Annotated in this window: 11 protein-coding genes; 6 read left to right on the top strand and 5 right to left on the bottom strand. The window is 73.8% G+C overall.

Going from position 1 to position 13,280, the window contains the following annotated elements; genetic code table 11:
* The first annotated feature begins 136 nt into the window (after positions 1–136).
* On the top strand, positions 137–2,890 hold the full coding sequence (locus BMX97_RS29130; RefSeq protein WP_177202394.1) for a PAS domain-containing protein: 2,754 nt from the start codon (positions 137–139) through the stop codon (positions 2,888–2,890).
* 39 nt (positions 2,891–2,929) lie between these two features.
* On the opposite strand, the gene BMX97_RS29135 is transcribed toward BMX97_RS29130, so the two are convergent.
* The 3 genes from BMX97_RS29135 to BMX97_RS29145 all read right to left on the bottom strand — a co-directional run bounded on the left by BMX97_RS29135 (position 2,930) and on the right by BMX97_RS29145 (position 5,693).
* A complete protein-coding gene (locus BMX97_RS29135) occupies positions 2,930–3,877 on the bottom strand; it encodes a Dps family protein (RefSeq protein ID WP_091754655.1) in 948 nt (315 codons plus the stop codon).
* Positions 3,878–4,170: 293 nt separating this feature from the next.
* Positions 4,171–4,803: a 2-dehydro-3-deoxy-6-phosphogalactonate aldolase gene (locus BMX97_RS29140; RefSeq protein ID WP_244538703.1), complete on the bottom strand. Its 633-nt coding sequence runs from the start codon at positions 4,801–4,803 to the stop codon at positions 4,171–4,173.
* Positions 4,800–5,693, bottom strand: a complete 894-nt coding sequence (locus BMX97_RS29145) for a 2-dehydro-3-deoxygalactonokinase (protein ID WP_091754656.1) — start codon at positions 5,691–5,693, stop codon at positions 4,800–4,802. The genes BMX97_RS29140 and BMX97_RS29145 overlap by 4 nt, the downstream gene beginning before the upstream one ends.
* Positions 5,694–5,846: 153 nt before the next feature.
* On the opposite strand from BMX97_RS29145, the gene hmgA reads away from it, so the two are divergent.
* From hmgA to BMX97_RS29165, 4 genes are all read left to right on the top strand, one after another.
* Entirely contained in the window at positions 5,847–7,208 is a 1,362-nt protein-coding gene (gene hmgA, locus BMX97_RS29150) for a homogentisate 1,2-dioxygenase (RefSeq protein WP_091754657.1), read from the top strand.
* On the top strand, positions 7,208–8,530 hold the full coding sequence (gene fahA, locus BMX97_RS29155; RefSeq protein WP_091754658.1) for a fumarylacetoacetase: 1,323 nt from the start codon (positions 7,208–7,210) through the stop codon (positions 8,528–8,530). Before hmgA ends, fahA begins: the two co-directional genes overlap by 1 nt.
* A 10-nt stretch (positions 8,531–8,540) precedes the next feature.
* Positions 8,541–8,861, top strand: coding sequence for a Rieske (2Fe-2S) protein (locus BMX97_RS29160; RefSeq protein ID WP_091754659.1), 321 nt, complete (start codon positions 8,541–8,543; stop codon positions 8,859–8,861).
* A 132-nt stretch (positions 8,862–8,993) separates the two neighbouring features.
* Positions 8,994–9,308, top strand: a complete 315-nt coding sequence (locus BMX97_RS29165) for a hypothetical protein (protein ID WP_091754660.1) — start codon at positions 8,994–8,996, stop codon at positions 9,306–9,308.
* A gap of 51 nt (positions 9,309–9,359) precedes the next feature.
* Here the strand turns inward: BMX97_RS29165 and BMX97_RS29170 are convergent, their stop codons facing one another.
* Complete coding sequence (locus BMX97_RS29170; RefSeq protein WP_091754661.1) at positions 9,360–10,409, bottom strand: Gfo/Idh/MocA family protein; 1,050 nt, start codon at positions 10,407–10,409, stop codon at positions 9,360–9,362.
* A 111-nt stretch (positions 10,410–10,520) separates the two neighbouring features.
* The gene (locus BMX97_RS29175) at positions 10,521–11,438 is read right to left on the bottom strand and encodes a 2-dehydropantoate 2-reductase (protein WP_177202395.1); all 918 of its coding nucleotides are present in this window, start codon (positions 11,436–11,438) and stop codon (positions 10,521–10,523) included.
* 186 nt (positions 11,439–11,624) lie between these two features.
* Here BMX97_RS29175 and zwf point away from each other — a divergent pair, with 186 nt between their 5' ends.
* Entirely contained in the window at positions 11,625–13,145 is a 1,521-nt protein-coding gene (zwf, locus tag BMX97_RS29180) for a glucose-6-phosphate dehydrogenase (protein ID WP_091754663.1), read from the top strand.
* Positions 13,146–13,280: the final 135 nt, after the last annotated feature.

A 13,280-nucleotide genomic window follows, 5' to 3' on the forward strand; every position in this document is an offset into this window, starting at 1 on the left:
GACACGCCCCCGCGCGCGTGGTAGCGTCACCCATCATGACCCTCCTCCCGCTTTCGTCACGTCACCCCGTCGCGTCCCCGCGCGGGCCCACGGCCCCTGCGCGGCCCGTCCTGCGCGGTCTGCCCGGATGAGCGACGTGACGCCGGGACTGGACTACCGCCGCCTCTTCGACGCCTCGCCCGAGCCCTGCCTGGTCCTCGATGCCGAGGGCCGCATCCTCGCGGCGAACCGCGCCTATCGCGACGCGGCCGGTGGGCGCGACGACCTCCCGGGACTGCGCCTGCACGAGGTCTTTCCCGCCGAGGCCGCCCTCGTCGGGCCGATCGAGGCCTCGCTCGCCCGCGCGCTCGCCACCGGGCGGCCCGATGCCCTGACGCTGCCCTATCCGGGCCGGCGCGGCCCGGACGGCGCCCCGGCGGGTTGCTGCCGGCGCATCACCCACAGCCCGGTGCCGGGCGCCGACGGCGCGGCCCCCACGGTGCTCCACCGCGTCGGCGAGCCGGCGGCCGACGACGGCGCGCGGCGCGCGGCGCCCGATCCCGCGGCCGAGCTGGAGGCGGACGGGGACCTGCGGGCCGCGCATGCCCGGCGGGACCTGGTCTTTCAGCAGATGCCGGGCTTCGTCGCCGTGCTGCGCGGGCCCTGCCACCTCTTCGAGTACGTCAACGACGCCTACGTGGCGATCGCCGGGTCGCGCGACTTCCTCGGGCGCACCGTGCGGGAGGTGTTTCCGGATCTCGCCGACCAGGGCTTCTACGAGCTTCTCGACACGGTCTATCGTACCGGCCGGCCCTTCGCCGCCCGCGCCCTGCCGATCCGGCTCGGCCGCGAGGAGGCCGACCGGGCGATCGACCTCCTGTACCAGCCGCTGCGGGACGGGGAGGGCACGGTCACCGGCATCTTCGTCGGCGGCTACGACGTCACCGAGCAGGTCCGCTCCCAGGCGGCGCTGCGCGACAGCGAGGAGCGCTACCGCACGCTGCTCGACAGCCTCGACGTCGGCTTCTGCATCCTCGAGATGAAGTTCGACGAGGCGGGCCGCGCGATCGACTACCGGATCGCCGAGGCCAACCCGGCCTTCGCCCGCCAGACCGGTGCCGACGTGGCGGGCCTGTGGGTGAGCGAGTTCGCCCCCGACCTCGAGCAGTACTGGTTCGACACCTACGGCCGCGTCGCGCTCACCGGCGAGCCGATCCACTTCGAGAACCAGGCCGACGTGTTCGGGCGCTGGTTCGACGTGCGGGCGCTGCGGATCGGCGATCCGGCGCAGGCGCGGGTCGCGGTGTTCTTCAGCGACATCTCGGACCGCAAGCGGATGGAGGAGGCGCTGCGGGTCCTCAACGCCTCGCTCGAAGCGCAGGTCGCCGAGCGCACGGCCGAGCGCGACCAGATCTGGCAGGCCTCGACCGACCTGTTCTGCGTCGCCAGCTTCGAGGGCCGCCTCGTCAGCCTCAACCCGGCCTGGACGGCGCTCCTCGGCTGGAGCGAGGGCGAACTGCTCGGCCGCCCGTTCCTCGATTTCGTCCACCCGGACGACCGCCCGGCGACGAAGGCCGCGGCCGAGGCTCTCGCCCGCGGCGAGTCGCAGCCGAACTTCGAGAACCGCTACCGGCACCGCGACGGCTCCCACCGCTGTCTGTCCTGGAACGCCGTGCCCCGGGACGGGCGCATCTACGCGACGGTGCGCGACGTGACGGCGGTCCGGGCCCAGGCCGCCGCCCTGGCCCAGGCCGAGGAGGCCCTGCGCCAGTCGCAGAAGATGGAAGCGGTGGGCCAGCTCACCGGCGGGGTCGCCCACGACTTCAACAACCTGCTCACGATCATCCGCTCGTCGGTGGATTTCCTGCGCCGGCCCGAGCTGCCGGAGGCGCGCAAACGCCGCTACCTCGACGCGGTCTCCGACACGGTGGACCGGGCGGCCAAGCTCACCGGCCAGCTCCTCGCCTTCGCCCGCCGCCAGGCCCTGTCGCCGGCGGTGTTCGACGTCGGCGAGAAGGTGCGCGGCGTCGCCGACATGATCGACACGGTCACCGGCGCCCGGGTGCGGGTGGTGGTCGAGGTGCCCGACCATCCGTGCTTCGTGCGCGCGGACCTGAGCCAGTTCGAGACCGCGCTCATCAACATGGCGGTCAACGCCCGCGACGCCATGGACGGCCAGGGCACGCTCACCCTGACGCTGGCCTGCGGTGCCGCGATGCCGCCGATCCGGGGACACGCCGGCTCGCACAACGCCTTCGCGGCGGTCTCGCTCACCGATACCGGGCCGGGCGTGCCGCCGGACCTGATCGGCCGCATCTTCGAGCCGTTCTTCACCACCAAGGAGGTCGGCCGCGGCACGGGGCTGGGCCTGTCGCAGGTCTTCGGCTTCGCCAAGCAGTCGGGCGGCGACGTCGACGTGACGAGCAGCCCCGGCCGCGGCGCCACCTTCACGCTCTACCTGCCGGAGGCGCCGGCCCTGAGCGAATCCGGCGACGGGGCCGCCGCCGACGCGCCGGCCTCGCCGATCGGTGCCGGCGAGAGCGTGCTGGTCGTCGAGGACAACATCGAGGTCGGTCGCTTCTGCACGCAGATCCTCCAGGATCTCGGCTACCGCACCACCTGGGCCACCAACGCCGAGGAGGCGCTGGAACGGCTCGGGCCGGACGGGGCGGGGTTCGACGTGGTGTTCTCCGACGTGGTGATGCCCGGGATGGGCGGGCTCGCGCTCGCCCACGAGCTGCGGCGCCGGATGCCGGGCCTGCCGGTGGTGCTCGCCTCCGGCTACAGCCACGTGCTCGCCCAGGACGACGCCCACGGCTTCGAGCTCCTGCACAAGCCGTACTCGGCCGAGCAACTCGGCCACATCCTGCGACGGGTCGCCCGGCCGGGCCGGCCGCGCCGGACGGCCTGACCCGGGCGACGCGGGGCCAGGCGCCGCCCGGGGACGCCGTCAGGGCCTCGGCGCGGCCCGACCGGGCGTTCCTTGGGGGGCCGTTTGGCCCGGATTCGACTGGTCCGGAGCTGTTTGGCCGGGTTCGGTGCCGGGCTGTCCGGGCAGCTCGACCGGCTTGCCGTCGTTGAGGTCGCGACCGGCATTCGGGTCGGTGCCGGTGCGCTGCAGGTGGGCGCGCATCTGCCACTGGTACTTGGCGATGCCGTGCTCGACCTCCTGGAGCAGGTTCGAGGTGGTGGGGTCGATGTCCTCCGTCACCTTGATGCCCCGGTTCACCTCCTCGCCGACGCGCTTGTAGGCCTGGGTGAACCAAGCCAGGACCTGGGCGTCGTCGAGGAAGCCGCCCGGGATCTCCGGCACGCCCGAGGTCCGCACGATGGTGTTGGCCCGCCCGTCCGCCGAGGCGCCGACGGCGAGCAGCCGCTCGGCGATGGTGTCGGCGTATTTCGACAGGCCCTCGTAATGCTCCTGCAGCAGCAGGTGCAACGGGTAGTACAGGGTGCCGGAGACGTTCCAGTGCGCCTGCTTGGTCTGGAGCTGGAGCTGCTGCAGCTCGGTCAGCGTCTGCTGCAGCGCGCCGATGTCCTTGCGCAGCGCGTCCTCGCCGGCGCCGAGGTCGATCCAGGGCTGGCGGCTGATCTCGTTCGTCGGAAAGGCGCCGGTCGGCTGGCGGCTCGCGACCGGCGTGGGCGAGGCCTGGCGCACCGCGTCGCTGCGGGCCGCCGCGGCCTGGGAATCGCCCGCGGGCGCGGCGGGCTGGCCGGCGGAAGCCCCGGTGGCCGGTCCGGTGGCCTGCGCGACCCGGATGCGGGCGAGGATCGCGGCTGCCCCGGGGGCGGCGCCCGCCGTGCCGGCGGGCACGGTCCCGGTGGCGGCCAGCGCCGGCGACAGGGCGGCGGAGCCGGCGAGGAGCAGCGCGGCGAACGCGCGGAGGGAGTGGGTCATCAGGACGATCCGAGTTTGCGGCGGCGTCGAGACCGATCGGCCCGGCGCCCGCATCTCAAGGAATCCGGTGGAGCGCCGTTCCTGAATGACAAGGAATTTAGTCTCGCGTACCGCGGGTCCGGTGCCGCGAAGCGGGGCACGAATCGACCGTTCGCCCGGCATCCCCATCGGTTCCATAAGATACCTTATGCGAATGACGGATCGCGGTGCGCCGCCCGTGTCCGCCGGGCTCCCGTCCGGGCTCCGGCCCCCCGCCCCGCGAGAAAAATCCCGCGGGGCGTCGCGCCGAGGCGTCAGAGCGCCGCGATCAGCGTCCGGGCCTTGGCGGCGACCTCGCCGGGCGTGTCGCCGGGCTTGTAGAGCGAGGAGCCGCAGCCGTAGCCGCTGGCGCCGGCGGCGCGCCAGGCCGGGAGGCTGGCGGCATCGACCCCGCCGACCGGGATGAGCGGCGTGCCCGCCGGCAGCACCGCCCGCAGGGCCTTCAGCATCGGCGGACCGCCGGCCTCCGCGGGAAACAGCTTGAGCGCGTCGGCGCCGGCGTCGAGCAGGCCGAACGCCTCGGCCGGGGTCAGGAAGCCCGGCATCGCCACCATGCCGCGGGCCTTGGCGGCGCGCACCAGGGCGGGATCGGCGTGGGGCGTCACCAGCAGGCGCCCGCCGGCCTCGGCCACCGCCGTCACCTCGGCCTCGCGCCGGATCGTCCCGGCGCCGACGAGGGCCCGGTCGCCGAGGCGGGCCGCCAGGCGGCGCACGCTCTCGATCGGCTCGGGCGAGTTGAGCGGCACCTCGAGGATCGCCACGCCGGCGTCCACCAGCGCCTCGCCGACCGCCTCGACCTCCTCCGGCCGCACGCCGCGCAGGATCGCCACCAGCGGGCAGCGCGCCAGCCAGCCCGTCACGTCCGGAGTCCCGTCGTCGCGCATCATGCCCACTGGATCCTCTCCCCGATCAGCGCCAGGCCGCGGGCGGCCGCGTCGGGATCGCCGGCCACCGCCTCGCCGCCCTTGAGGGCGATCGCCCGGCCGTAGAGCGCCATCAGCGGGCCGGAGCCCACCAGGCGCACCAGCGCAGGTCCCGCCATGGTGGCGCCCTCGAGCGCGGCCGAGACCTCGTGCCCGATCAGCAGGCCCGACAGGTAGCTCGCCGCATCCTCCGGCGCGAGCCGACCGAACAGCCCGAGGGTGCGGGTGCCGAACAGGTGGTGGAGCAATCCGCCGCCCTCCGCCGAGCGGGCGACGCCCGCCGCGAAGGCCGGCCCGACCTGCGCCGGCCCGGTCATCATCCGGCCCAGGATGGTATGGTCCTTGAGCGCCGCGAAGGCCTCGCCGGTCATGTGGGTGGAGAAGCCCGCGATGCGCCCACCCGCGACCCGCACCCACTTGGCGTGGCTGCCCGGCAGGCAGAGGAGCGCGTCCTCGTCCGGCCGCGCGAGCGTCCCGACGACCTGGACCTCCTCGCCGCGCATCACCTCGGGCGTGCCCGCCGCGTCCGCGGCGCTCAGGCCCGGCACCAGCCGCACCGCGGCGCCCGGGAACGGCACCGGCACGACCGCGCCGGCGAGCGCGTCGAGCCCCGCCGGACAGGCGAGGTACGGCGCCTCCTGCCAGCCCTGGCGGCTGCCGACCATGCCGGCGAGCAGCACCCGGGGCTCCCCATCCGCCAGCCAGTCGCCGACCATCTCGGTCAGCGCCGCCGGAAAGCCGCCCTCGGGCACCCGCAGGATGCCGCCGGCGCCCTCGCGCCGCGCCAGCACCGCTCCGTCCGGCGCGAGCCGGTAGGCACGGGCGCTGCTCGTTCCCCAATCCACCGCGATCATGCGCAACCCTGTGCCCCAAGGGCGGTGCACGCGCAACGGGCGGTGCACGCGCAACCGCGCCGCGCACCGCTTGACGCCGGTTTCGGCCCCTCCTATCCAGATGGAAAGGTTGCAACTGAAACCAATTCGACAGGGCAGGAAAGGACCGCCGCCATGACGATCCAGGCGCCGTCCGGGCTTCGTCCCGCCGCCACCGGCTCGGGCCTGAGCCCGGGCTACATGTCGGGCTTCGGCAACGGCTTCGAGACCGAGGCGCTGCCCGGCGCCCTGCCGGTCGGCCGCAACTCGCCCCAAAAATGTCCCTACGGCCTCTACGCCGAGCAGCTCTCCGGCTCGCCCTTCACCGCGCCGCGCACCGCCAACGAGCGCTCCTGGCTCTACCGCATCCGCCCGACGGTCGCCCATTGGGGTGCCTTCCGGCCGGTCGATGCCCGGCTCTGGCTCACCGCCCCGGGCGCGACCGTCGACCTGCCGCCGGCGCCGCTGCGCTGGGATCCGGTGCCGATCCCGGACGAGCCGCTGTCCTTCGTCGAGGGCATCCGCACCATGACGCTCGCCGGCGATGCGGGGGCGCAGGCCGGCATGGGCGCACACCTCTACCTCGCCACCCGGTCGATGCGGGACGAGTACTTCTACAACGCCGACGGCGAGATGCTGGTGGTGCCGCAGGAGGGCGGCTTGCGCGTCCGCACCGAGTTCGGGGTGATCGAGGCCGGCCCCGGCGAGATCGCGGTGATCCCCCGCGGCGTGAAGATCGCCGTGGAGCTGCTCGACGGCCCGGCCCGGGGCTACCTGTGCGAGAATTACGGCGGCGCCTTCACGCTGCCGGAGCGCGGCCCGATCGGCGCCAACTGCCTGGCCAACCAGCGCGACTTCCTCACCCCGGTCGCGGCCTACGAGGACCGCGACGCCCCCGGCACGATGCTGGTGAAGTGGGGCGGCCGACTCTGGGCGGCGGAGATCGCGCACTCGCCCCTCGACGTGGTCGCCTGGCACGGCAACTACGCGCCCTACAAGTACGACCTGCGCAAGTTCGCGCCGGTCGGCCCGATCCTGTTCGACCACGCCGACCCGTCGATCTTCACGGTGCTGACCTCGCCCTCCGAGACGCCCGGCACGGCCAACATCGATTTCGTGATCTTCTCCGACCGCTGGCTGGTGGCGGAAAACACCTTCCGGCCGCCCTGGTACCACCTCAACGTGATGAGCGAGTTCATGGGGCTGGTCTACGGCGTCTACGACGCCAAGACCGGCGGCGGCTTCCGTCCGGGCGGCGCCTCGCTGCACAACACGCTCCTGCCGCACGGGCCGGACGCCGACGCCTTCGAGAAGGCCTCGACCGTCGAGTTGAAGCCCCACAAGCTCGAGGGCACGCTGGCCTTCATGTTCGAGACCCGCTTTCCCCAGAAGGTCAGCCGCTTCGCCGCCGAGACCCCGGCGCTCCAGGCGGAGTACGGCGCCTACGGTCGCAAGCTGGAAAAGCACTTCGACCCGAACCGCCCGGAGCCGCGCTGATGCCGACCGCCGACCGGACCGCCCTCGATCACACCCACGACCCGGCCGTCCGCTGCAGCGTGCCGGGGGCCGACGGGCACCCGGACTTCCCGATCCAGAACCTGCCGCTCGGCGTGTTCGCGCCGCCCGGCGGGGCGAGCCGGGCCGGCGTCGCGATCGGCGGCCACATCCTCGACCTCGCCGCGGCGCACGCCGCGGGCCTGCTGACCGGCGAGGCGGCCCGGGCGGTCGCGGCGGCCGAATCCGGCGACCTCGCCGGGCTGCTCGCCCTCGGCGCCGGGCCGCGCCGGGCCCTGCGCCACCAGCTCTTCGCGCTCCTGCGGGCGGACAGCCCGGACCGCGACCGGGTGCCGCCGCTGCTGCACGAGGCCGGCGCCTGCACCCTGCACCTGCCGGCGCGGATCGGCGACTACACCGACTTCTTCGTCGGCATCCACCACGCCATGAACACCGGGCGCCAGTTCCGGCCCGACCAACCGCTCCTGCCGAACTACAAGCACCTGCCGGTCGGGTATCACGGCCGCGCCTCGTCGATCCGTCCCTCCGGCACGCCGGTGCGCCGGCCGCGCGGCCAGGCCAAGCCCCCGCATCTCGATGCGCCTGTCTTCGGCCCGTCGCGCCGGCTCGACTACGAGCTGGAGCTCGGGGTGTGGATCGGGCCCGGCAACGAACTCGGCGCGCCGGTGCCGGTGGCGGAGGCGGCCGACCGGATCGCGGGCTTCTGCCTGCTCAACGACTGGTCGGCGCGCGACATCCAGGGCTGGGAGTACCAGCCGCTCGGGCCGTTCCTGGCAAAAAGCTTCGCCACGACGATCTCGCCCTGGATCGTCACGCCGGAGGCGCTGGCGCCGTTCCGCATCCCGCAGGCGCCCCGGCCCGACGGCGATCCGACCCCCCTGCCCCATCTCCTCGACCCCGCCGACCAGGCCGGCGGCGCCCTCGACCTCGACCTCGAGATCCTGCTCTCGACTGCCGCCTCCCGCGAGGCCGGGCTGCCGCCCCACCGGGTCGCGCGCTCCAACGCGCGCCACATGTACTGGACGGTGGCGCAGATGGTGGCCCACCACACCAGCGGGGGCTGCAACCTGCGCCCGGGCGACCTTTTGGGCACCGGCACCCTGTCGGGCCCGGAGCCCGAGGCCTGCGGCAGCCTGCTCGAGACCACCGAGGGCGGCAAGGCGCCGCTCCGCCTCGCCCACGGCGAGGAGCGCCGCTTCCTCGAGGACGGCGACGAGGTGATCCTGACGGCCCACGGCCGGCGCGAGGGTTTCGCGCCGATCGGCTTCGGCCCCTGCCGGGCCGTGGTGCTGCCCGCCCCGTGAGCCGGCTGCCATGACCTGGTATCCGGTCGCCGACCTCGCCGACTTCGCGGAGCGTCCGGTGCTCGCCCGCGAGGCCGGGGGCATCGCCCTCGCGCTCTATCGCCTCGACGGCGCGGTTCACGCCACGCAGGGGCTGTGCACCCATGCGGGCGTCGCCCTCGCCGGGGGCGAGGTGGTGGAGGGCTACATCGAGTGCCCGGCCCATTACGGCCTGTTCGAGATCGCCACCGGCCGGGCCCAGGGCGGGCCGGTCTGCCGCGACCTCGCGACCTATCCGGTCCGGGTCGAGGGGACGGCAATCTGGGTCGAGGTCGCGCCGCAGAGCTCGTGAACGGGCCGGCCGTACCCCATGCACCCGCCGCATGCCGCTCGCGGAATGATGAAGTGGCATTCCGAACAGGAAGACCTAGATCGTGCCTGCTGCTCCGCGAGCGACGCGGAGGATTCGAACCGGGAGGCAGACATGAAGCAATTGTGCATCGCCGGTGTCGCGGTGTTTCTGGCCGTGCCGGCCCTGGCGCAGACCGGGGCTAACCCAGCTGAGATTCGGGAGCCGGGACCGCCGCAACTGACGACACCGTTCCAGGGCCGGCAGGAGGTCTTCGAGGGCAGCCGCTCGCAAGTCGAGAACTCGGGGCCCGGCGCCACCGGAACGCTCGCCCGCAGCGGCACCGGCGCCGACAACTGGTCGAACGATACCGCCAACACCTCGAACTCGTCCGATCCCGAGCGTGGTCTTCCGAATACCGGCGGCGGTGGCGGCGGTGACGGCCAGTAGCCGCCACGGCCCGCCACCTCCGGGGCGTGGCGGCGGGCCGCCCCGCCCGCGTCAGCGGGCCGGGATCTCGATCGTGCCGCCGGTGCGGGCCGCCCGCGCGATCGCGTCGACGACCCGCAGGTTCTGCAGCCCGTCGCGGGCGCTCACGAGCGGTGCGGCCTCGCCCCGGATCACCGCCGCGAAATGCGCGATCTGCTCCGCCAGCGGGTCGGCGCGTTCCACCGCCAGCGTCTCGCAGGCGAAAGGCTCGAACCAGGAGCGTGCGCCCGCGTAGCGCTTCACCCGCATGGTCGGCACGGCGAGCGAGCCTTCGGTGCCGAGGATCGTGTAGGCGTCCTCGTCGGGATAGGTCGGGTAGTCGGCGTTCTCGCGCGAGGTCTGCTCCCAGCTCCGGGCCGCGGCGGCGGTGTCGGAGAGCAGGAAGGTGCCGAGGGCACCGTTGGCGAAGCGCAGGGTCATCGCCACCGTGTCCTCGACGGCAAAGCCCCGCACGGCGTTCGAGGCGGTGGCCTGGACCGCGGCGATCTCGCCCACCAGGGCGCGCAGGTTGCCGATCTCGTGGATCATGTTGATGAGGAGCGGACCGCCGCCCGGCTCGCGCCGCCAGGCGTTGGCCCCCGCGAAATAGGCGTCGGGCTTGCAGAAGACCGCGCTGCCCATCACCCCGACGATTCGGCCGAGGAGCCCGGCCCGCACCGCCGCGACCGCGTGGCGCAGGAGCGGGCTGTGCAGGCGGTGATGGCCGACCAGCACCCGGGCCCCGGCCGCCTCCGCCGCCGCGACCAGTCGCTCGCCCTCCTCCAGGCCGTGCGCGAGGGGTTTCTCGATGAGAACCGGGATCCCGTCCGCGATGCAGGCGAGCCCCTGCGGGACGTGCAGGCGGTTGGGCGTCGCCAGCACCACCCCGTCCGGCCGGTCGGCGGCCAGGCACGCCTCCAGGGTGTCGTGGAGCGCGACGCCCTCCCGGTCGGCGATGGCGGCGGCACCCGGGCCGGGATCGACGATCGCCGCGAGCCGCGTCCCGGGGTGCTTCCCGATCTCCTCGACGTGTCGCCGCCCGACCTGCCCCGCCCCCGCGACGGCGATCCTCACCTCGTCCATGCTCGCCCGTTCATGCCCGCCTCCCCGTCGCGCCGGTCCCGCGGCGCTCGGGCGAGCTGACGCCGGGCCGCGGCCCGGCGCAAGCCCGGTATCCGGCAGGATGCCTTTGACCTACCGGTCCCCCGCCAGCCCCTGCCCGCTCGCCGCCGCGGCGAGCGCCAGGATCGCCCGGTTGAGCGGCACGGCGATCCCGTGCCTCTCCGCCGCCTCGACGACGGCGCCGGTGAGATGGGCGTGCTCCAGCGGCCGGCCGGCGAGGCGGTCGTAGAGCATCGAGCTGCCGCCGTCGGCCGGCATGCGCGTGTAGCCGTCGAGGATGCGCGCGGCGTCCTCGTCGGTGAGCCGCGCGCCCTCGGCGTTGGCGACCCGGATCACCTCGTCCATCAGCCCGCGGCCGAGCTCCCGGATCGCCGGGTCGTTGAAGACCACGATGCGGCGCAGGGTGAGCGCCGTGACCGGGTTGACCACCGCGTTGCTCAGCAGCTTGCGCCAGGCGACGGTGACGAAATCCGCCTCCTGGGTGATCTCGAACGGCGTGCCGGAAAACAGCTCGGCGAAGGCGGCGCCGTCGGCGCCCGCCGGCACGGTCATCCGGGTGCCGCCGTGATGGGCGATGCGGCCGGGCGCCGTGCGCTCGACCGAGCAGTAGATGATCGCCGGCAGCACCGGCGCGCCCGCCGGCAGGTGCGGCCGCGCCCGCTCGGCCTGGCCGACGCCGTTCTGGATCACCACCACCCGGGTGCCGGGCCCGACGAGGCTGCGGAACCAGGGCTCGGCGCCCGCGGTATCCTGCGCCTTGGTGGTCACCAGCACCCAGTCGGCGGGGCCGACCGCACCGGGATCCGCGACGATGCGCACCGGCACCTCGCGCTCGCCGGAGGCGTCGGTGACGACGAGGCGGTCGAACGGCGTGCGCACGCAGAGCGTCACGTCGCGCCCGACCCGCTCCAGCGCACCCGCCAGGTAGCCGCCGATCCCGCCGCTCCCGATCACCGCGACGCCGCCCGCCTGCCTGGTGCCGTCCGCCATGTCCCGCTCGCTCTCGATGTCGATTCCAGGGACTAACCTTAGGCCGGCGCCGGGCCCCCGGAAAGGCGGCGGGGATGCGGGTGAGGCCTGCATCCCCGGCGCGCCGCCGTCCGGGTCCGTCCCTTGTCCGCTGCGGTGCGGGATCTAGCTTCCTGGCCGCAAGCGCCCAAAGGTCAGGAGAGCCCCATGACGTCGCACGTCCCGGTGGAGGGGCACGCCGCCTCCGGCAGCAAGCCGGCCCCGCCCGCGACCCTGGTGATCTTCGGGGCCGGCGGCGACCTGACGAAGCGCCTGCTGATGCCGGCGCTCTACAACCTCGCCGGCAGCCGCCTCCTCGACGAGACGACCACGATCTGGGGGGTCGACCACACCGACGGCTCGGACGAGAGCTGGCGCAAGAGCCTCTCCGACACGATGGAGTCCTTCACGAAGGACGAGACCGCGGAGTTCCACGCCAAGCACATCGACCCCACGGCCTGGGGCTTCGTGCGCGACCGGCTGCACTACCTCAAGGGCGACTTCCTGGCGCCCGAGACCTACAAGACGATCGCCGAGAAGATCCCCGGCAACGCGGTGTTCTACCTCGCGGTGGCGGCGCGGTTCTTCGCGCCGATCGTCGAGCACCTGGGCCAGGCCGGGCTCCTGAAGCAATCCGACGGCGCGTTTCGCCGCGTGGTGATCGAGAAGCCGTTCGGCAGCGACCTCGCCTCGGCCCAGGAGCTGAACAAGCGGCTGCTCGCGGTGGCCGACGAATCGCAGCTCTACCGGATCGACCACTTCCTCGGGAAGGAGACGGTGCAGAGCATCATGGCGATCCGCTTCGCCAACGGGATGTTCGAGCCGATCTGGCGCCGCGACTTCGTCGACCACGTCCAGATCACCGCCGCCGAGACCATCGGCGTCGAGGAGCGCGGCGCCTTCTACGAGCCGACCGGGGCGCTGCGCGACATGGTGCCCAACCACCTGTTCCAGCTCCTGTGCATGACCGCGATGGAGCCGCCGGTCTCGTTCGACGCGGAAGCGGTGCGCACCGAGAAGGCGAAGCTCGTCCAGGCGGTGCAGCCGGTCCAGCCCGGCGACGCGGTGCGCGGCCAGTACCGCGCCGGCACCGAGCAGGGCCGCGCCGTCCCGGGCTACCGCGACGAGCCGCACGTCGCGGGCGACAGCCGCACCGAGACCTACGCGGCGCTCAAGCTCACCATCGACAACTGGCGCTGGGGCGGGGTGCCGTTCTATCTTCGCACCGGCAAGCGGATGACCGGGCGGCGCACCGAGATCGCGGTCCACTTCAAGCCGGCGCCCTACCGGCTGTTCCGCGACACGCCCGTCGATCAGGTCGCGCCGAACATCCTGCGGATCATGGTCGATCCGGTCCAGGGCATGACGACCGAGTTCAACGCCAAGGTGCCGGGCCCGTCGATGCGGCTCGGCGCCGTGCGCTCGACCTTCCGGGAGGACGAGTTCTTCCCGCAGGAGCCGAATGTCGGCTACGAGACCCTGCTGTACGACTGCCTGTGCGGCGACGCGACCCTGTTCCAGCGCGCCGACAACATCGAGGCGTCCTGGGCCGCCGTCGATCCGCTGGTCAAGGCCTGGGGGGCGGGCGGCGAGCCGGAGCCCTACGAGGCCGGCAGCGCCGGGCCGAAGGCGGCGGACGAGCTTCTGGCCCGCGACGGCCGGCGCTGGCTGCCGCTCGACGGCGACTGACCGCGGAGCCGCGCGACCGGCCGACGGGCCCGGGGCGTCCCCTCGGGCTTGGGCCCCCGGGGGCACGGCGCGCGGCCGACGACCCGGCGTGACCGGACCGGAGCGCTTCACGAGCGCGCTGCGCTCGCGAAGCTT

The organism is Methylobacterium sp. ap11 (genome assembly GCF_900110515.1).
Lineage (GTDB): Bacteria > Pseudomonadota > Alphaproteobacteria > Rhizobiales > Beijerinckiaceae > Methylobacterium > Methylobacterium ajmalii.

Bases quoted from the DNA above. Each gene is read 5' to 3' on its own strand.
- BMX97_RS29160 (WP_091754659.1), top strand. From the start codon at position 8,541: ATGACCTGGTATCCGGTCGCCGACCTCGCCGACTTCGCGGAGCGTCCG.
- BMX97_RS29175 (WP_177202395.1), bottom strand. From the start codon at position 11,438: ATGGCGGACGGCACCAGGCAGGCGGGCGGCGTCGCGGTGATCGGGAGC.
- BMX97_RS29140 (WP_244538703.1), bottom strand. From the start codon at position 4,803: ATGATGCGCGACGACGGGACTCCGGACGTGACGGGCTGGCTGGCGCGC.
- BMX97_RS29145 (WP_091754656.1), bottom strand. From the start codon at position 5,693: ATGATCGCGGTGGATTGGGGAACGAGCAGCGCCCGTGCCTACCGGCTC.
- zwf (WP_091754663.1), top strand. From the start codon at position 11,625: ATGACGTCGCACGTCCCGGTGGAGGGGCACGCCGCCTCCGGCAGCAAG.
- BMX97_RS29170 (WP_091754661.1), bottom strand. From the start codon at position 10,409: ATGGACGAGGTGAGGATCGCCGTCGCGGGGGCGGGGCAGGTCGGGCGG.
- hmgA (WP_091754657.1), top strand. From the start codon at position 5,847: ATGACGATCCAGGCGCCGTCCGGGCTTCGTCCCGCCGCCACCGGCTCG.
- BMX97_RS29135 (WP_091754655.1), bottom strand. From the start codon at position 3,877: ATGACCCACTCCCTCCGCGCGTTCGCCGCGCTGCTCCTCGCCGGCTCC.
- fahA (WP_091754658.1), top strand. From the start codon at position 7,208: ATGCCGACCGCCGACCGGACCGCCCTCGATCACACCCACGACCCGGCC.
- BMX97_RS29165 (WP_091754660.1), top strand. From the start codon at position 8,994: ATGAAGCAATTGTGCATCGCCGGTGTCGCGGTGTTTCTGGCCGTGCCG.